Source organism: Aeromicrobium erythreum (genome assembly GCF_001509405.1).
Lineage (GTDB): Bacteria > Actinomycetota > Actinomycetes > Propionibacteriales > Nocardioidaceae > Aeromicrobium > Aeromicrobium erythreum.
Window position 1 is genome coordinate 2,438,704 of the sequence record NZ_CP011502.1, and the last position, 15,662, is coordinate 2,454,365.

Here is a 15,662-nt window from a genome sequence, read left to right on the forward strand (position 1 = left end):
GAGGTGGGGACGGGACGGGGTGCCGGGCGGTCAGCGCCGACGCGACCGGCGCGAGCCGCGGTCGTGGCGACGCTCCTCGAGCTTGCGCTTCTCGATCGGCAGTCCGACGAGCGAGAGCAGCTTCCAGACGAGCCAGCCGAGCAGGGCGAACAGGTTGCGCTTGGGTCGAGCCATCGGGGACTCCTCGGGGAGACGGGTGGTGGGGGACGACGGTGAGAGTGCCGGAGGAGACCGATCGTCACGTCCGACGACATATGACTCAGGTCACGTCTCCTCGCGCAGGGTCGCGCCAGCGCCGGACGATGCGCGTCCGGCGATACTGGGGGGCATGACTCTCGAGACCCGGACGGCTCGGTGAGCACCCTCCTGCTCGTGCTGCACACGCCCACGGCGGCCACCCGCCTCCTGGGCGAGGAGCTCGCAGCCGGTGCCCAGGACGACGCGATCGAGGGCGTCGACGTCCGGGTCCTCTCCCCCGACACGACCACGGCCGACGACCTCCTCGCGGCGGACGGCCTCGTGCTGCTCTGCCCGGCCAACTTCGGGTACATGTCGGGTCTGCTCAAGGACCTCTTCGACCGGACGTTCCTGGCCGTCGGCGGAGCGCTGGGCGACGACGGCGGCGGGGCCCGCACCGACGCCGGGGGCGGGACCTCCGACGGCGGCCGCCTTCCGTGGGCGCTCTGCGTGCACGGCCGCTACGACGCCGAAGGCGCCGTCCGCTCGGTCGAGTCGATCGCGCAGGCCCTCCCCTGGCGCCGCGTCGCGGCCCCGCTGCAGCTGCTCGGCGACGTCGGCGACGACGAGCGTGCGGCTGCCTACGAGCTCGGCGCGACGGTGGCGGCCCTGCTCGACGTCGGCTGACGCTCACCTCGACCGACCGGTGCCGCCCTAGGCTGACCGGATGGACCTGCTCGTTGCCGCCGCCCTGATGGCCGGCCCGCCATGTGCGCTGGCCACCGTCGGCGTCGGGCCGGTCGTGGTCGCGCAGGCCCGCTCTGCCGGGTGGCGCGTCGCGGTCGTCCTCCTCGCGGTGGCCTCCCTGGCATCCGCCGCCGTCCTGTGGAGGGCCTGGGGCACAGGCTTCGACGCCGTCGACGGCCTGGGCGAGGAACCGTCGTGGGTCGGTCCCGCGCTGCAGGGTGGTGCGGTCGTCTGGACGCTCACCACCGTCGCCCTCGGCGTCGTGGTCGTCGCGGCGCACCGGCGCCGCCGCGCCGTCGACAGGACGGGGCTGGGCCGTCCTGGGACCATGGGGTCATGAACCTCCCCGAGGGACTGCCCACGCTGACGGCCGGCGCCCACGACGCCGACGCGGGCGAGGCCTGCGTCATGGAGTACGTCTCGGTCCTGGCCGGCGAGCCGTGGAGCGACCGGCCCGAGTGCACCCACCCGGTGCTCGCCCACGAGGCGCGCACCGCCAACGACCTCGCGAGCGACGCCGACCGGCACCGTCTGGTGCCGCTGGTCGGTCGCCTCTTCGGCACGGGCGACGACTCCGTCGAGCTGCGCACCCGGCTACGTCTCGCACAGGCCGCGCAGGTGCTCCGCCTCGTCGACCCGACGGCGCGCGTCAGCGTGCAGGGCTACGCCGACCACACGCAGCTGCTGCTCGCGTCGCACGACGTCGACGCGCTCGACGCCGCCGCGCAGGCGCGCGAGGTCGCGGCCGCCTGGGACGTCGCCCGCACCGCATCGCTGCACGGGGGCGACCTCGACCCGGCACACGCCGAGCACCACCGCACCGCGTCGCGCGTCATGGCCTTCGCGGCCGGGCCCGACCTCACCGCGCCCGAGGCGTGGTCGCTGGCGACCCTGGCTGCCGCGCACCGCGTGGCCGCCGGCGAGTGCCGCGCCGACTGCGGCGACGGCGAGGCCCGTGCCCGTCGCATGGTGCGCGAGCTCGGCGAGCTGATCGACGTCTACGACGACGTCACCGGCCGCGTGGCCGACGCCGTCGCCCCTCGCGACGCCGCCGCGCTCGCCGCGCGCCTCTGAGCTACCGGCGACCGGTCCAGGCCAGGAGATCCTCGAGTGGCCAGGTGGTCACGATGCGCTCGAGCGGCACGCCCAGAGCGGCAGCTCGCGCACAGCCGTGGTCGAGGAAGTCGAGCTGGCCGGGGGCGTGCGCGTCGGAGTCGATGCTGAACAGGCAGCCGGCCTCGAGCGCCAGCCGCACGAGGTCGTCCGGCGGGTCGGCCCGCTCAGGACGGGCGTTGATCTCCACGGCCACGTCGTGCTCGGCGCACGCCGCGAACACCCGGCGCGCGTCGAACCGGCTCGGCGGACGAGTACCTCGTCCCCCCTCCACCAGCCGACCCGTGCAGTGGCCGAGCACGTCGGTCGCCGGGTTCCTGACGGCGGCGAGCATGCGTCGCGTCATCGCGATGCTGTCGGCGCGCAGGTCGGAGTGCACGCTCGCCACCACGACGTCGAGCCGGTCGAGCAGCGCCGGGTCCTGGTCCAGCGACCCGTCCTTCAGGATGTCGACCTCGATGCCCGACAGCACCCGGGTGCCCTCTACCTGCGCGTCGACGTCGGCGACCAGCTCCAGCTGCGCCTCCAGCCGGTCCGCGGTCAGGCCGTTGGCCACCGTCAGGCGTGGTGAGTGGTCGGTGATCGCGACGTACTCGTGCCCGAGGCGCGCCGCCGTCCGGGCCATGACCTCCAGCGGCGAGCCGCCGTCGGACCAGTCCGTGTGGGTGTGCAGGTCGCCGCGGACGGCCGCACGGACCCGCTCGCCGCCGGCGACGAGCGGACCCTCGCCCTCCTCCCGGAGGGTGGCGAGGTAGTCGGGCACCCGACCCTCGACCACCTCGCGCACCACCCCGGCCGTGCGCTCGCCGATCCCGTCGAGCGAGCGCAGCCGCCCCTCCCGGGCGAGCTGCTCGACGTCGTCGCGGTCGCGCAGCACGTCGGCGGCCCGCCGGAACGCCTCCACGCGGTAGCTCGAGGCGCGAGCGCGCTCCAGCCAGAACGCGACCTCCTCGAGCGCGGTCACCGGGTCCATGCGTCCATCGTGCACCGGGCCTACGGTGGGCGCATGATCCGTCGCCACGTCGTCGTCTCCGGCCACGTCCAGGGCGTCTTCTACCGTGCGTCGCTCGAGCGCGAGGCGCACGCAGCGGGTGTGGCCGGCTGGGTACGCAACCGCGACGACGGCACCGTTGAGGCGGTGCTCGAGGGCGAGCCTGCCGCCGTCGAGCGTGTGCTCGCGTGGTGCCGCCAGGGGCCACCTCGCGCGGAGGTCGCCGACGTCGCGGTCGAGGAGGAGGAGCCGGTCGGCGAGACCGGGTTCAGGACCCGCGGCTAGAACCCGAGCTTGCGCAGCTGCTTGGGGTCGCGCTGCCAGTCCTTCGCCACCTTGACGTGCAGGTCGAGGTGCACGGGAGTCCCGAGCAGCCGCTCGACCTGGGTGCGCGAGACCGTGCCGATCTCCTTCAGGCGCGCACCCTTGCGCCCGATGACGATGCCCTTCTGGCTGTCGCGCTCGACGTAGACGTTGACCCGGACGTCGAGCAGCGGGCGGTCGGCCGGACGGTCCTCGCGCGGCACCATCTCCTCGACGACCACGGCGATCGAGTGCGGCAGCTCGTCGTGGACGCCCTCCAGAGCGGCCTCGCGGACGATCTCCGCGACGATCGTCTCCTCCGGCTCGTCGGTGAGCTGGCCCTCCGGGTACATGGGCGGACCTTCGGGCAGCGTGGCGACGAGCAGGTCGGCGAGCAGGTCGACCTGGTCGCCGGCGACCGCGGAGACCGGCACGATGTCGCGCCACACGAGACCGGCCGCCTCACCGGCCGACTGGACCGCGAGCAGCTGCTCCCCCACCCGCTCGGGGGCGACGAGGTCGGTCTTGGTGACCACGGCGAGCACGGGCGTGCGGCGGATCTTCGCGAGCTCCTCGACGAGGAAGCGGTCGCCGGGCCCGACCTTCTGGTCCGCGGGGAAGCACATGGCGATGGTGTCGACCTCGGCCCACGTGGTGCGGACGATGTCGTTGAGGCGCTGGCCGAGGGTGTTGCGGGGTCGGTGCAGACCCGGCGTGTCGACGAGGACGAGCTGCGCGTCGTCGCGGTGCACCAGGCCGCGGATCGCGTGCCGGGTGGTCTGCGGCTTGGAGGAGGTGATGGCCACCTTCTCGCCGACGAGGGCGTTGGTGAGCGTCGACTTGCCCGCGTTGGGGCGGCCGACGAAGCAGGCGAAGCCGGAGCGGAAGGTCACGTCGTGGTCCCCTCGACGACCGTGCCGGCCGTGTCGGCGCGGAACACCGGGACACCCGTCCCGGCGAGGTCGCGCACCGCGCCGACGTCGGGCAGCGCGTCGGCGACGACGAGCGCCGCCTCGAGACCGCGCGCGCCGGAGGAGACGGCCATGGCGACGGCGAGGTCGAGCGCACCGACGTGCAGCGACGTCAGCGCGACGTCGGCCGCGGCGTACGTGCGACCGTCGAGGTCGCGCACGGCGGCACCCGCCGGCGCCTGGGTGCGCGCGCGGGTGGCGCGGGCCAGGGTGGCGAGCTTCGCGTCCTCCGGTCCGGGAGCCGGGTCGAGAGCGTGGGCGGGGGTGGGGTCAGCCACGGGATCCTCCGGGGACGGGGTCGGGGTCGGACGGGACGTCGACGCGCGAGACGTGCACGCGTCCGATGCGGTTGCGGCGGCCGCTCGGGGCCTCGGCGACGAGCCGCAGGCCCTCCACCTCCACCGTGCTGCCGGGGATGGGGACCTTGCCGAGGTGCTTGGCGAGCAGGCCGCCGACGGAGTCGACGTCCTCGTCGTCGAGGTCGACGTCGAACAGCTCGCCGAGGTCGTCGACGTCGTAGCGGGCGCTCACCCGGTACGACCCGTCGGAGAGGCTCTCGAGCTCGTCGGGCTCGGTGTCGTACTCGTCGGTGATCTCGCCGACGATCTCCTCGAGGATGTCCTCGATCGTGACCATGCCCGACGTGCCGCCGAACTCGTCGACGACGATCGCGACGTGCGTGCGCTGCGCCTGCATCTCCTTGAGGAGGTCGTCGGCCGGCTTCGTGTCGGGCACGAACAGGCACGGACGCATGATGGAGTCGATGCGCTCGGTCGACTCCGCGACGTGGTTGTCGAAGACCCGCTTCGTGACGTCCTTCAGGTACGCCATGCCCAGCACGTCGTCGAGGTTCTCGCCGATGACCGGCACCCGCGAGTAGCCGCTGCGCAGGCACAGCGACATCGCCTGGCGCAGCGTCTTGGACTGCTCGATGAACACGAGGTCCGGGCGCGGCACCATGACCTCGCGCACGATCGTGTCGCCCAGCTCGAAGACCGACTGGATCATGCGTGACTCGTCGGACTCGATGACGCTGCTGGCGGCGGCGAGGTCGACGAGCTCGCGCACCTCGACCTCCGACGCGAACGGTCCCTCACGGAAGCCGCGACCGGGGGTGAGCGCGTTGCCGAGCACGATGAGCAGCCGGGGCACCGGTCCGAGCAGGGCGGTGAGCAGCCGCACCGGACCGGCCGACGCGAGCGCCACGGCCTCGGAGTGCTGGCGACCGAGCGTCCGCGGCCCGACGCCGATGAGGACGTAGGAGACGACGACCATGATCGCCACGGCGACGACGATCTGCCACCACAGCCCGCCGACGACGTCGTCGACCACGAGCGCGACGAGCACGACGGCCGCCGTCTCGCAGACCACCCGCAGCAGCAGCACCGTGTTGAGGGCGGGTGCGGGGTCCTCGAGGATCCGGCCGAGGGGCACGGCGCCGCCGCGACCCTCCTCGCGCAGCTCCGCGGCGCGGGCGCGCGAGAACGACGACAGCGCGGCGTCGACGCTCGCCAGCGTGCCCGCCGCGACCGCCAGGACGACCGACGCGACGATCGCGACCGTCATCGCAGGCTGCCTCCGTCGGCGCCCGGTCGGGGCTCGACGACGCCGTCCTCGACGTCGCCGCCCGCCGCGACCTGCTGCCACTCCAGCAGCAGCCGACCCTGGATGCCGAACATCTCGGCGTGCTCCTCGGGCGTGGCGTGGTCGAAGCCGAGCAGGTGCAGGATGCCGTGCGTGGTGAGCAGGTCGATCTCGTCGGACACGTCGTGGCCGGCGGCCGGCGCCTGCTGCGCCGCCACCTGCGGGCAGAGGGCGATGTCGCCGAGGTAGCCCTCGGGCTCGTCCTCCGGCTCGCGGTCGCGCCGTCCGGGCGACAGCTCGTCCATCGGAAAGGACAGCACGTCGGTGGGGCCCTTCTTGTCCATCCACTGCTCGTTGAGCACGGCGATGGTGTCGGTGTCGACGAGGCGGACCGTCAGCTCGGTGGCCGGGTGCAGCCGCATGCGCCGCATGACGAAGCGGCACAGCCGGGTGAGGGCGACGACGTCGACGCCCTGGCCGGACTCATCGAGGACGTCGACGTTCATGCTCCACCTGTCCCGCGGCCGGGGCCGACTCGTTCTCGAACGCGTCGTACGCGGCGACGATGCGCCCGACGAGCTTGTGCCGCACGACGTCGCTCGAGGTCAGCGTCGCGAAGTGGATGTCCTTGACGTCCGCGAGGATGTCGCGCACGACCCGCAGGCCGCTCTTCTGGCCCGACGGGAGGTCGACCTGGCTCACGTCGCCGGTGACCACGATCTGCGAGCCGAAGCCGAGCCGGGTCAGGAACATCTTCATCTGCTCGGGGGTGGTGTTCTGCGCCTCGTCGAGGATGATGAAGGCGTCCTGGAGCGTGCGGCCGCGCATGTAGGCCAGCGGGGCGATCTCGATGGTACCGCTCGTGAGGAGCTTGGGGATCGTCTCGGGGTCGAGCATGTCGTGCAGCGCGTCGTACAGCGGGCGAAGGTACGGGTCGATCTTCTCGCTCAGCGTGCCGGGCAGGTAGCCCAGCCGCTCCCCCGCCTCGACGGCGGGTCGGGTCAGGATGATGCGGGTGATCTCCTTGGCCTGCAGCGCCTGGACGGCCTTGGCCATCGCGAGGTAGGTCTTGCCCGTACCGGCCGGGCCGATGCCGAAGACGATCGTGTTCTGGTCGATCGCGTCGACGTACTTCTTCTGGTTCAGCGTCTTCGGCCGGATGGTGCGGCCCCGGTTGCTGAGGATGTTGAGGCTGAGCACCTCGGCCGGGCGCTCCTGCGTCTCGGTGCGCAGCATGCCGATGGAGCGCTCGACGGTCTCGGCGGTGAGTCCCTGGCCCGTGCGCACGATGGCGACGAGCTCGTCGAGCAGCCGCTCGACGAGCGCGACCTCGGCCGGGGCGCCGGTGACGGTCAGCTGGTTGCCCCGCGCGTGGACCGCCGCGTCGAACGCGTCCTCGACGATGCGCAGGTACTCGTCGCCCGGTCCGTAGAGGGAGACGGTGTCGATGCTGGTCGGGACGGTGAACGTGTGGGGACGCTGGTCCCCGGGAGAATCAGGAGTCATGTGTGCCCCCATGGTACGGGGGTGCGCCGACACGTCGACAGCGCCGGACCGCGGCGCCCGTGCGCTCAGCCCGGCGGCCAGCCGAGCGAGCGCCCGGCGAGCACGTGCCCGTGGCAGTGGAACACCGTCTGGTGCGCGTCGGCACCGGTGTTGAAGACGAGCCGGTAGGAGCCGCCCGCCTCGTCGGCGACGCGGCGGGCCAGGCGCAGCAGGCCCACGGCCGCCTCCGGCTCGGCCTCGGCCAGGCTGCCGACATCGGGCTGGTGCACGCGCGGGATGACGAGCACGTGCGTGGGTGCCTGCGGGCTGATGTCGCGGAACGCCACGGCGTGCTCGTCCTGCGCGACGACGTCGGCGGGCACCTCGCCCTCGACGATCTTGCAGAACAGGCAGTCGGCGCTGGGGCTCATGGTCCCTTCCTACCGCACCCGGCGGCCCGCGACGAGGCCGCCACTCAGCGGAAGGCGTCCTTGATGCGGCCGAAGACGCTGCCGCGGTGGGTGCTGCCGAGCTGCGCCTCGGGACGCTCCTCGTCGCGCAGGGCGGCCAGCTGCTTCAGCAGGTCGCGCTGCGCGTCGTCGAGCTCGTCCGGGGTCTGCACGACGATCTCGACGACGAGGTCGCCGCGACCCGGTCCCCGCAGGCGCGGCACGCCCTGGCCGCGCAGCGTGAGCGTCTCGCCCGACTGGATGCCGGCCGGCACCTCGAGCCCGACGACCTCCGGTCCGTCCTCGTCGACGAGGTCGGCCTCGAGGGTCGGCAGGTCGACGTGCGTGCCGAGCGCGGCGGCCGTCATGGGCAGCGTCACCTGGCAGCGCAGCTGGTCGCCCTTGCGGGTGAAGACGGGGTGGCGAGCCACCTCGACCTCGATGTAGAGGTCGCCCGCCGGACCCCCGCCCGGGCCGACCTCCCCCTCGCCGGCGAGCTGGATGCGGGTGCCCTGGTCGACGCCGGCCGGGATCGAGACCGTGATCGAGCGGCGCGAGCGGACGCGGCCGTCGCCGTGGCACTCGTGGCAGGGGTCCTGGATGACGGTGCCGAACCCGTGGCAGGTCGGGCACGGGCGGGCCGTGCGGACGCTGCCGAGCGGCGTGCGCTGGACCTGCTGCACCTCGCCGTGGCCGTGACACGTGCCGCAGGTGACCGTCGCCGAGTCGTCCTCGGCGCCGCTGCCCGAGCAGCGCTCGCAGACCACGGCGGTGTCGACCTTGATCTCGCGCGTGACGCCGAACGCAGCCTCGGCGAGGTCGACCTGCAGACGCAGCAGCGCGTCCTGCCCCCGCTGCACACGCGAGCGCGGACCACGGCTGCTGCTGCCACCACCGCCGAAGAAAGCGTCCATGATGTCGTCGAAGCTGAACCCGGCGCCCCCGCCGAAGCCGCCCGCGCCACCCCCGCCGCCGAGCGGGTTGCCGCCGCGGTCGTACACGGCACGCTTCTGGGGGTCCGACAGCACCTCGTACGCGGTGGTGACCTCCTTGAAGCGGTCGGCGGCGTCGGGGGCGTCGTTCACGTCGGGGTGCAGCTGGCGCGCCAGCTTGCGGTACGCCTTCTTCATCTCCTCGGGCGTCGCCGACCGGGAGACGCCGAGCAGCGCGTAGTAGTCCTGTGCCATACGTCCTTCGTCCTGTTCAGCCGTCCGCGAGCTGTCGCCCGACGTAGCGGGCGACCGCGCCGACGGCGGCCATGGTTCCGGGGTAGTCCATGCGGGTGGGTCCGAGCGTGCCGAGCATCGCCAGCGCCTGCTCGGAGGTGCCGTACGCCGACGAGACGACCGCCGTGCCGGGCAGTCCCTCGGTGCCGGTCTCCAGACCGATGCGCACGGTGGGGTCGGTGGTGGCCTCGCCGAGCAGCTTCAGCAGCACGACCTGCTCCTCCAGCGCCTCCAGCACGGGGCGGATGGAGGTGTCGAAGTCGCGACCGAAGCGCGCGAGGTTCGCGGTGCCGCCGACGGCCACGCGCTCGTCGCTGCGCTCGTCGGAGAACACGTGGGTGAGCGTCGTGACCACGGAGGTCACGAGGGGGCGGTCGGCGGGCGCGAACGTGCCGATCACGTCGGCGAGGCGCAGCGACGCCTCGGGCAGGCGCTGGCCCACCGCCGCCGTCATGATGCGCGAGCGGACGTCGGACAGCAGACCGTCGCCCGGCGTGGCCTCGAGCTCGACGATGCGCTGCTCGACGCGACCGCTGCTGGTGATGACGACCACGAGCACGCGGGCGCCCTCGAGCGCCACGACCTCGACGTGACGCACCGTGGATCGGGTCAGCGACGGGTACTGCACGATCGCGACCTGGTTGGTGAGCTGGGCGAGCACCTTGACGCTGCGCTGCACGACGTCGTCGACGTCGACGGCGCCGCCCAGGAACGTCTCGATCGCGCGACGCTCGGGCGACGTGAGCGCCTTGACCTGCGAGAGCCGGTCGACGAACAGCCGGTACCCCTTGTCGGTGGGCACGCGACCCGCGCTCGTGTGGGGCTGGGCGATGAGCCCCTCCTCCTCCAGCACGGCCATGTCGTTGCGGATGGTGGCCGGCGAGACGCCGAGCTGGTGACGCTCGACGAGGGCGCGGGAGCCGACCGGCTCCTGGGTCTCGACGTAGTCCTCGACGATGGCGCGCAGGACCTCCAGGCGACGGTCCTCGGACGGGAGACGACGGTCCTCCGGCACGGCGCTCTCCTCCTCTGGGACGGTCTCGGCTGGACGGTGCGTGGCTCGGGTGCGACGACGCCGGACGGCCTCGGGCGCGCACGGCGCAGACGGGGTCCGTCGGCGCGGCGTGGCGCTTTGGCACTCACCAGGCGCAAGTGCCAGTCTAGCGCCGTGGGAGCAATCGGGAGCGAGGGTGAGGTCGTCTCGGTCGCGGGTCGCTCGCGCACCCTGACGTACCGGCCGCGCCGGGTGACGCTCTCCGACGGCACGTTCCTCCTGCACGAGTCGCGCGGCGGCACGCTGAGCTCGGTGTGGGCCGCCGACCTCGGCGACCTCTTCGTCGAGGTGGTGCACCTGGGGCACGGCCCCGTCGGCGGCGAGCTGGTGCTCGTCGTCCCCGACGGCGACACCGTGGCCCTCGGCGACCTCGTCCCGCCCCTCGACGTCGTGCCGAGCACCGCGCGGCCCAGCTGGGCGCAGGCCGTCGACCTCGCCGTCGGGCTGACCCGCTCGTCCACGCGGATCCTCACGAGCAGCGGCGAGATCGGCCGCGACGACCTCGAGGCGTTCCACCAGACCTTGCTGGGCGTGCTCCATGGCTGAGACCCGAGGGTGGGGTCGCTACGGCGACGACGTGCTCGCCGGCGACTGGAAGGCGCCCCCGCGCGGGCGCTCGACCGAGGTGCCCGCCGAGCTCGGGATGGTCGTCGAGGAGGTCACGACGGGCTGGTGCGGCGAGGTGGTGCGTGTCGAGCGCGACCTCGGCACCGTGGCCCTGGAGGACCGGCGCCTCAAGATCAAGGTCTTCCCCCTCGGACCGGGCTTCCTGCTCGAGGGCAGGCCGGTGGTGCTGGTCGCCCCGTCCGGCGCCGCCCCGCGGCAGCCCGCCCGCACGGCGTCGGGATCGCGTGCGGTGGCCGGGCAGCGGGCGCGCGTGGCCCTGCCGAGCCGGATCCTCGTGGAGGGCAAGCACGACGCCGAGCTGGTCGAGAAGGTCTGGGGCGACGACCTGCGTGTCGAGGGCGTCGCCGTGGAGATGCTGCACGGCGTCGACGACCTGGTGGGCGTGGTCGACGACTTCGACCCGGGCCCCGACCGCCGGCTCGGGATCCTGGTGGACCACCTCGTGCCCGGCTCGAAGGAGTCGCGCATCGCGGCCAGGCTGTCCGGCCGACCCCACGTGCTCGTCGTCGGCCACCCGTACGTCGACGTCTGGCAGGCCGTGAAGCCCGCCCGGCTCGGCGTCGCCGCGTGGCCGGTCGTCCCGCGCCACCTGGAGTGGAAGCGCGGGGTGTGCGCCGCGTTCGGCTGGCCGCACGCCGAGCAGGCCGACGTGGCCCGCGCGTGGCAGCACATCCTCTCCCGGGTCGACTCCTGGACCGACCTGGAGCCGGAGTTCCTCGGTCGCGTCGAGGAGCTCATCGACTTCGTCACCGCCCCGTAACGGGCGGCTCCTCGCCGTACCGTCGGTGCCTGGGCAGCGAGACGGCCCGGGACCAGGTGGTCCCGGGCCGTCGCGCCTCCCTCAGTCCTGCAGCACCGACTGCACCGTCGGCACGGTCGGGGTCGGCGCCGGGGTGGGCGTGAGCCACTCCGTCCGCGGCAGCACGCGTCCGAGCACGTTCCCGTCCTCGACGAGGTCGAGGGTCGCGACACCGAGCAGCGTGTCCTTGCCCCGCGTGCGCTCGGTGTTGTGCGCGTACAGGTAGGCCCGCACCGGTCCCCTCGTCTGCACGGTGCGCCGCCACGTGAACTTGTAGTAGGCGGTGCTGAACGAGAACGTCTCGACGGGTCGCACCCCGTTCGCCGCGTCGAGCGGTGCGCCGAGCGCCACGGTGTAGTCGACGTCCTTGCCCCACCGGTCGGGCTCGCTGGCCATGCCGCTGACCGACACCTTGCCGTCCTCGGACCTCATCGACTCGAGCAGCCCCGACGGCGAGCCGTCCGACGTCGGGTAGCGGACGAAGCCCGACGGCCACGCCGAGCCGCGCCGCACGACGCGCCACATGAACGTGCCGTTCATGTTGTCCTCCGAGACCACGATCGACCCGTCGGCGCGGACCCGCTCGACGATCGCGACGTGGCCCTTCTCCCCGGAGTAGCCCTTGTAGGCGTCCCACCAGGCGACGTCGCCGCGACGCGGGGCGTAGCTGCGCACCGGGACGCCGGCCGCCCGGGCCGCCCGGCCCCACGTGCGGGCCGCGTCGGTACCCGGCGGGCGTGCCACCAGACGGTTCTTCGTCAGCCGGTAGGCGACGTAGTTCGTGCAGTTGCGGCCCGGCGTCTGGTTCCAGAAGGACGTGGACCGGACGGAGCCGTAGCCACCGTCGCTGTACCCCTTCGCCTTGCACTGCGTGTAGCTCGTGCAGAGCACGGTCCTCGCCGCGTCCGCCGATGTCGGTATACCAAAAATGGCCAATCCGATGAGCATGCTGATCACCGTTGGCCAATGCGCGATGCGCATTGCTCCCTCGCCAACTCCCCCGAGTTGCTGTTTCTCCCACGTGAACCGTAAGTCCTCGACGAAGGTCCTGCATCGCGAATGACTAAAGTCCCGAAAAGTGAGAGGAACCTCCGCTATGGGGTCAGCTGTCGGACGACGGCGTCGGCGAGCAGCCGGCCCTCCAGGGTGAGCACGAGCCGCTCGTCGCCGAGCAGCAGGCCGCGGTCGCGCAGGTCGGGCACCTCCGCCCGTCCGGCGGCGTCGAGGGCGTCGAGGGCCAGGCCCTCGCGCAGGCGCAGCTCGAGCATCACCTGCTCCAGCCGGCGGCCGGCCGCGTCGACGACCTCGCTGCCCGCCTCGACCGACTCGCCGCGCTCGAGCCGCTGCGCGTAGGCCGCAGGGTGCTTGACGTTCCACCAGCGTCGCCCGGCCAGGTGCGAGTGCGCGCCGGGGCCGACGCCCCACCAGTCCGCCCCGTGCCAGTAGAGCAGGTTGTGGCGGCAGCGGGCGTCGGCGTCACGGGCCCAGTTCGACAGCTCGTACCACCCGAGCCCGGCCTCGGACAGGACCGCATCGGCGAGCAGGTACTTGTCGGCCGTCTCGTCGTCGTCGGGCATGACCACCTCGCCGCGGCGGACCTTGCGGGCGAAGGCCGTCCCGTCCTCGACGATGAGGGCGTACGCGGACACGTGGTCGGGCTCGAGCGCGACCGTGGCGTCGAGCGTGGTGCGCCAGTCGTCGACGGACTCCCCCGGCGTGCCGTAGATCAGGTCGACGCTGACCTGCTCGAAGCCGGCCTCGCGCGCCCAGCGGACCGCCTGCGGCACCCGTGCGGGGTCGTGGGTGCGGTCGAGCGTCGCCAGCACGTGCGGGACCGCCGACTGCATGCCGAAGGAGATCCGCGTGAAGCCGCCCTCGCGCAGCCGGGCGAGCGACGCGGGTGTGACGCTGTCGGGGTTGGCCTCCGTCGTCACCTCGGCGTCGGGGGCCAGCCCGAGGTGCTCGTCGAGCGCGCGGAGCACCCGGACGAGGTCGTCGGCGGGCAGCTGCGTCGGCGTGCCGCCGCCGAAGAACACGGTCTCGACGGGCCGGCGTCCGAGCACCTCGGCGGCGCGACGCACCTCGGCGATCGCCGACGACGCGTAGGTGGCGCGGGTGGCACCCTCGCCGAGCTCGTCGGCCGTGTAGGTGTTGAAGTCGCAGTAGCCGCACCGCACGGAGCAGAACGGCACGTGCACGTACATGCCGAGGGGCCGGTCACCCTCGGTGACCGGCCCCTCGGCGTACGACTGCACCGCTCAAGCGTAGAAGGAGTCCAGCAGGTCCTTGTGGTTGGCCTCCACGACCGCGCGCTTGACCTTCATGCTCGGCGTCAGCTCGCCGGACTCGACCGAGAGGTCGTGGTCGAGGATCTCCCACTTCTTGATGGTCTCCCAGCGGTTGAGGCGCTGGTTGAGCTCCTCGACCTGCTCGGAGACGATCGCGTGGATCTCGGGCGACTTCACGACCTCGGCATAGGACTTGCCCTGCATGCCGTGGGCCTCGGCCCACTCGGCCACCGCGTCGGGGTCGAGGGTGATGAGCGCCGAGCAGAAGTTGCGCTCGTTGCCGTGCACGATGATCTGCGACGTCATCGAGCTGATGCCCTTGAAGACGCCCTCGATGTGTGGCGGGGCGACGTACTTGCCCCCGGAGGTCTTGAAGAGCTCCTTCTTGCGGCCGGTGATGAAGAGGAACCCGTCCTCGTCGACGCGACCCTCGTCGCCCGTGTGCAGCCAGCCGTCGTCGGTGACGGTGGTGGCGCTCTCGGACTCGAGGTTGTGGTAGCCACGCATGACGCCGGGACCCTTGATCAGGATCTCGCGGTCGTCGGCGACGCGGACCTCGGTGCCCGGCATGACCAGGCCGACCGAGCCGAGCTTGAACGCGTCGGGGTGGTTCACGAAGGAGCCCGCGCTGGTCTCGGTGAGGCCGTAGCCCTCGAGGATGAGCACGCCCGCGGCGTGGAACCACTCGGCGATGTCGGGCGACAGGGCCGCTGCGCCGGAGATGAAGAAGCGGACCCGCCCACCGAACCGGGCGCGCACCTTGGAGAAGACGAGCTTGTCGGCAACGGCGTGCTTGGCCTTCAGCGCGGGCGAGACCGGCTTGCCGGCCCGGACGGCGCGCGAGTGCTCGAGGCCGACCTTCTCCGCCCAGCGGAAGATCTTGAGCTTCGCGCCACCCTCCTCCTCGGTCATGTTGATGATGCGGCCGTAGGCCTTCTCGAAGATGCGCGGCGCCGCGCCCATGAAGGTCGGCTTCACGATGGCGAGGTTCTCGACGATCTTCGGCACGCGACCGTCGATCGCGGCGGCGAAGCCGATCTGCAGCTGCGTCGTGAGCAGCACCTTGCCGAAGGAGTGCGCCATCGGCAGCCAGCGGAACTCGAGGTCGTCGGGCGTCAGGAAGCCGCCGGCGGCGATGGCCGCACCCTCGTAGGTCCACCCGTCGTGGGCGAGGCGGACGCCCTTCGGGCGGCCCGTGGTGCCGGAGGTGTAGATGAGGGTCGCAAGGTCGTCGCGGGTGATGGCCGCGACGCGGTCCGTCACGGCGGTGGGGTTCGAGGCCAGGTGCTCCGAGCCCAGGGCCTCGAGGTCGTCGAGGGAGATGATCCAGTCGCCGTCGGTGAGGGTGCTGGCGAACGTGACGACCTTGACGACGTCGGGCAGCTCGGAGCGGATCTCGAGCAGCTTCTTGACCTGCTCGTCGTCCTCGGCGAAGACGACGCGGCTGGCGGAGTCGGTGAGGATGTACTTCTCGTCGTCGACCGTCGTGGTCGGGTAGACGGTCGTCGTGGCGGCACCGGCGGCGTTGACGCCGAGGTCGGCGAAGATCCACTCGTAGCGGGTGCCGGAGACGATGGCGACGCGCTCCTCCGGCTGCACGCCGAGCGCGACGAGGCCGGCGGCGATGCGGTCGACCTGCTCGCCGGTCTGCGCCCAGGTGAGCGAGTGCCAGGTCTCGTTCTCGTCGGGGAAGCGGTACGCCTCCCGGTTCGGCGACGCAGCGACACGGTCGTAGAACATCGTCGCCACGTTCGGCGCGCGGTCCTCGACGATCTTGAGCTGCTCGGGCGTTGCGGTCTGCGGCATGGGTGTCCTCACACGACGTTCCGGGGGAATGTGGTGCCGCTC

At 72.6% G+C, this 15,662-nt stretch carries 19 protein-coding genes; 6 read left to right on the forward strand and 13 right to left on the reverse strand.

Translation table 11 applies throughout. The annotated features are described in order from the left end of the window. Positions 1 to 30: 30 nt before the first annotated feature. Positions 31 to 174, reverse strand: coding sequence for a hypothetical protein (locus tag Aeryth_RS17965; RefSeq protein WP_158509205.1), 144 nt, complete (start codon positions 172 to 174; stop codon positions 31 to 33). Positions 175 to 354: 180 nt separating this feature from the next. Between Aeryth_RS17965 and Aeryth_RS11540 the strand changes: the two genes are divergently transcribed. The 3 genes from Aeryth_RS11540 to Aeryth_RS11550 are packed head-to-tail and all read left to right on the forward strand — an operon-like array spanning position 355 to position 1,998. Next, complete coding sequence (locus Aeryth_RS11540) at positions 355 to 864, forward strand: flavodoxin family protein (protein WP_067858734.1); 510 nt, start codon at positions 355 to 357, stop codon at positions 862 to 864. 40 nt (positions 865 to 904) lie between these two features. After that, positions 905 to 1,264 (forward strand): hypothetical protein, encoded by a 360-nt coding sequence (locus Aeryth_RS17690; RefSeq protein WP_067858737.1) that lies wholly within the window; start codon positions 905 to 907, stop codon positions 1,262 to 1,264. Continuing rightward, positions 1,261 to 1,998: a hypothetical protein gene (locus Aeryth_RS11550; protein ID WP_067858740.1), complete on the forward strand. Its 738-nt coding sequence runs from the start codon at positions 1,261 to 1,263 to the stop codon at positions 1,996 to 1,998. The genes Aeryth_RS17690 and Aeryth_RS11550 overlap by 4 nt, the downstream gene beginning before the upstream one ends. A 1-nt stretch (position 1,999) precedes the next feature. Here the strand turns inward: Aeryth_RS11550 and Aeryth_RS11555 are convergent, their stop codons facing one another. Beyond that, positions 2,000 to 3,010, reverse strand: coding sequence for a PHP domain-containing protein (locus Aeryth_RS11555; RefSeq protein WP_067858743.1), 1,011 nt, complete (start codon positions 3,008 to 3,010; stop codon positions 2,000 to 2,002). A gap of 33 nt (positions 3,011 to 3,043) precedes the next feature. Here Aeryth_RS11555 and Aeryth_RS11560 point away from each other — a divergent pair, with 33 nt between their 5' ends. After that, positions 3,044 to 3,313, forward strand: coding sequence for an acylphosphatase (locus Aeryth_RS11560; protein WP_067858746.1), 270 nt, complete (start codon positions 3,044 to 3,046; stop codon positions 3,311 to 3,313). Here Aeryth_RS11560 and era read toward each other — a convergent pair. The 8 genes from era to hrcA form a co-directional block, all read right to left on the reverse strand. After that, positions 3,310 to 4,224: a GTPase Era gene (gene era, locus Aeryth_RS11565; protein WP_067858749.1), complete on the reverse strand. Its 915-nt coding sequence runs from the start codon at positions 4,222 to 4,224 to the stop codon at positions 3,310 to 3,312. The genes Aeryth_RS11560 and era overlap by 4 nt on opposite strands. Beyond that, entirely contained in the window at positions 4,221 to 4,580 is a 360-nt protein-coding gene (locus Aeryth_RS11570) for a cytidine deaminase (RefSeq protein WP_067858751.1), read from the reverse strand. Before Aeryth_RS11570 ends, era begins: the two co-directional genes overlap by 4 nt. After that, positions 4,573 to 5,868 carry a hemolysin family protein gene (locus tag Aeryth_RS11575; protein WP_067858754.1) on the reverse strand — a complete coding sequence of 432 codons (1,296 nt, stop codon included), beginning with the start codon at positions 5,866 to 5,868 and terminating at the stop codon, positions 4,573 to 4,575. Before Aeryth_RS11575 ends, Aeryth_RS11570 begins: the two co-directional genes overlap by 8 nt. Next, entirely contained in the window at positions 5,865 to 6,392 is a 528-nt protein-coding gene (gene ybeY, locus Aeryth_RS11580; RefSeq protein WP_067858757.1) for an rRNA maturation RNase YbeY, read from the reverse strand. The genes Aeryth_RS11575 and ybeY overlap by 4 nt, the downstream gene beginning before the upstream one ends. Further along, complete coding sequence (locus Aeryth_RS11585) at positions 6,370 to 7,392, reverse strand: PhoH family protein (RefSeq protein ID WP_067858760.1); 1,023 nt, start codon at positions 7,390 to 7,392, stop codon at positions 6,370 to 6,372. Before Aeryth_RS11585 ends, ybeY begins: the two co-directional genes overlap by 23 nt. A gap of 65 nt (positions 7,393 to 7,457) precedes the next feature. Then, complete coding sequence (locus Aeryth_RS11590) at positions 7,458 to 7,802, reverse strand: histidine triad nucleotide-binding protein (protein WP_067858762.1); 345 nt, start codon at positions 7,800 to 7,802, stop codon at positions 7,458 to 7,460. 44 nt (positions 7,803 to 7,846) lie between these two features. Beyond that, on the reverse strand, positions 7,847 to 9,007 hold the full coding sequence (gene dnaJ, locus Aeryth_RS11595) for a molecular chaperone DnaJ (protein ID WP_067858765.1): 1,161 nt from the start codon (positions 9,005 to 9,007) through the stop codon (positions 7,847 to 7,849). A 16-nt stretch (positions 9,008 to 9,023) separates the two neighbouring features. Then, a complete protein-coding gene (hrcA, locus tag Aeryth_RS18330) occupies positions 9,024 to 10,061 on the reverse strand; it encodes a heat-inducible transcriptional repressor HrcA (protein WP_067858767.1) in 1,038 nt (345 codons plus the stop codon). Positions 10,062 to 10,214: 153 nt separating this feature from the next. Here hrcA and Aeryth_RS18335 point away from each other — a divergent pair, with 153 nt between their 5' ends. Both Aeryth_RS18335 and Aeryth_RS11610 read left to right on the forward strand, forming a co-directional pair. Further along, the gene (locus tag Aeryth_RS18335; RefSeq protein WP_067858770.1) at positions 10,215 to 10,646 is read left to right on the forward strand and encodes a hypothetical protein; all 432 of its coding nucleotides are present in this window, start codon (positions 10,215 to 10,217) and stop codon (positions 10,644 to 10,646) included. Further along, positions 10,639 to 11,487, forward strand: a complete 849-nt coding sequence (locus Aeryth_RS11610; protein ID WP_067858773.1) for a DUF3097 domain-containing protein — start codon at positions 10,639 to 10,641, stop codon at positions 11,485 to 11,487. Before Aeryth_RS18335 ends, Aeryth_RS11610 begins: the two co-directional genes overlap by 8 nt. Positions 11,488 to 11,568: 81 nt before the next feature. On the opposite strand, the gene Aeryth_RS11615 is transcribed toward Aeryth_RS11610, so the two are convergent. The 3 genes from Aeryth_RS11615 to Aeryth_RS11625 all read right to left on the reverse strand — a co-directional run bounded on the left by Aeryth_RS11615 (position 11,569) and on the right by Aeryth_RS11625 (position 15,620). Further along, positions 11,569 to 12,474, reverse strand: coding sequence for a CHAP domain-containing protein (locus tag Aeryth_RS11615; RefSeq protein WP_158509206.1), 906 nt, complete (start codon positions 12,472 to 12,474; stop codon positions 11,569 to 11,571). Between the two features lie 146 nt (positions 12,475 to 12,620). After that, positions 12,621 to 13,730: a radical SAM family heme chaperone HemW gene (hemW, locus tag Aeryth_RS11620; RefSeq protein WP_083516622.1), complete on the reverse strand. Its 1,110-nt coding sequence runs from the start codon at positions 13,728 to 13,730 to the stop codon at positions 12,621 to 12,623. A 54-nt stretch (positions 13,731 to 13,784) separates the two neighbouring features. Further along, positions 13,785 to 15,620, reverse strand: coding sequence for an AMP-dependent synthetase/ligase (locus tag Aeryth_RS11625; RefSeq protein ID WP_067858782.1), 1,836 nt, complete (start codon positions 15,618 to 15,620; stop codon positions 13,785 to 13,787). Positions 15,621 to 15,662 lie beyond the last annotated feature (42 nt).

Bases quoted from the DNA above. Each gene is read 5' to 3' on its own strand.
- Aeryth_RS11585 (WP_067858760.1), bottom strand. From the start codon at position 7,392: ATGACTCCTGATTCTCCCGGGGACCAGCGTCCCCACACGTTCACCGTC.
- Aeryth_RS11615 (WP_158509206.1), bottom strand. From the start codon at position 12,474: ATGCTCATCGGATTGGCCATTTTTGGTATACCGACATCGGCGGACGCG.
- dnaJ (WP_067858765.1), bottom strand. From the start codon at position 9,007: ATGGCACAGGACTACTACGCGCTGCTCGGCGTCTCCCGGTCGGCGACG.
- Aeryth_RS11550 (WP_067858740.1), top strand. From the start codon at position 1,261: ATGAACCTCCCCGAGGGACTGCCCACGCTGACGGCCGGCGCCCACGAC.
- Aeryth_RS17690 (WP_067858737.1), top strand. From the start codon at position 905: ATGGACCTGCTCGTTGCCGCCGCCCTGATGGCCGGCCCGCCATGTGCG.
- Aeryth_RS11590 (WP_067858762.1), bottom strand. From the start codon at position 7,802: ATGAGCCCCAGCGCCGACTGCCTGTTCTGCAAGATCGTCGAGGGCGAG.
- Aeryth_RS11575 (WP_067858754.1), bottom strand. From the start codon at position 5,868: ATGACGGTCGCGATCGTCGCGTCGGTCGTCCTGGCGGTCGCGGCGGGC.
- Aeryth_RS11560 (WP_067858746.1), top strand. From the start codon at position 3,044: ATGATCCGTCGCCACGTCGTCGTCTCCGGCCACGTCCAGGGCGTCTTC.
- ybeY (WP_067858757.1), bottom strand. From the start codon at position 6,392: ATGAACGTCGACGTCCTCGATGAGTCCGGCCAGGGCGTCGACGTCGTC.
- hemW (WP_083516622.1), bottom strand. From the start codon at position 13,730: ATGTACGTGCACGTGCCGTTCTGCTCCGTGCGGTGCGGCTACTGCGAC.
- Aeryth_RS17965 (WP_158509205.1), bottom strand. From the start codon at position 174: ATGGCTCGACCCAAGCGCAACCTGTTCGCCCTGCTCGGCTGGCTCGTC.
- Aeryth_RS11555 (WP_067858743.1), bottom strand. From the start codon at position 3,010: ATGGACCCGGTGACCGCGCTCGAGGAGGTCGCGTTCTGGCTGGAGCGC.
- Aeryth_RS11610 (WP_067858773.1), top strand. From the start codon at position 10,639: ATGGCTGAGACCCGAGGGTGGGGTCGCTACGGCGACGACGTGCTCGCC.
- Aeryth_RS11625 (WP_067858782.1), bottom strand. From the start codon at position 15,620: ATGCCGCAGACCGCAACGCCCGAGCAGCTCAAGATCGTCGAGGACCGC.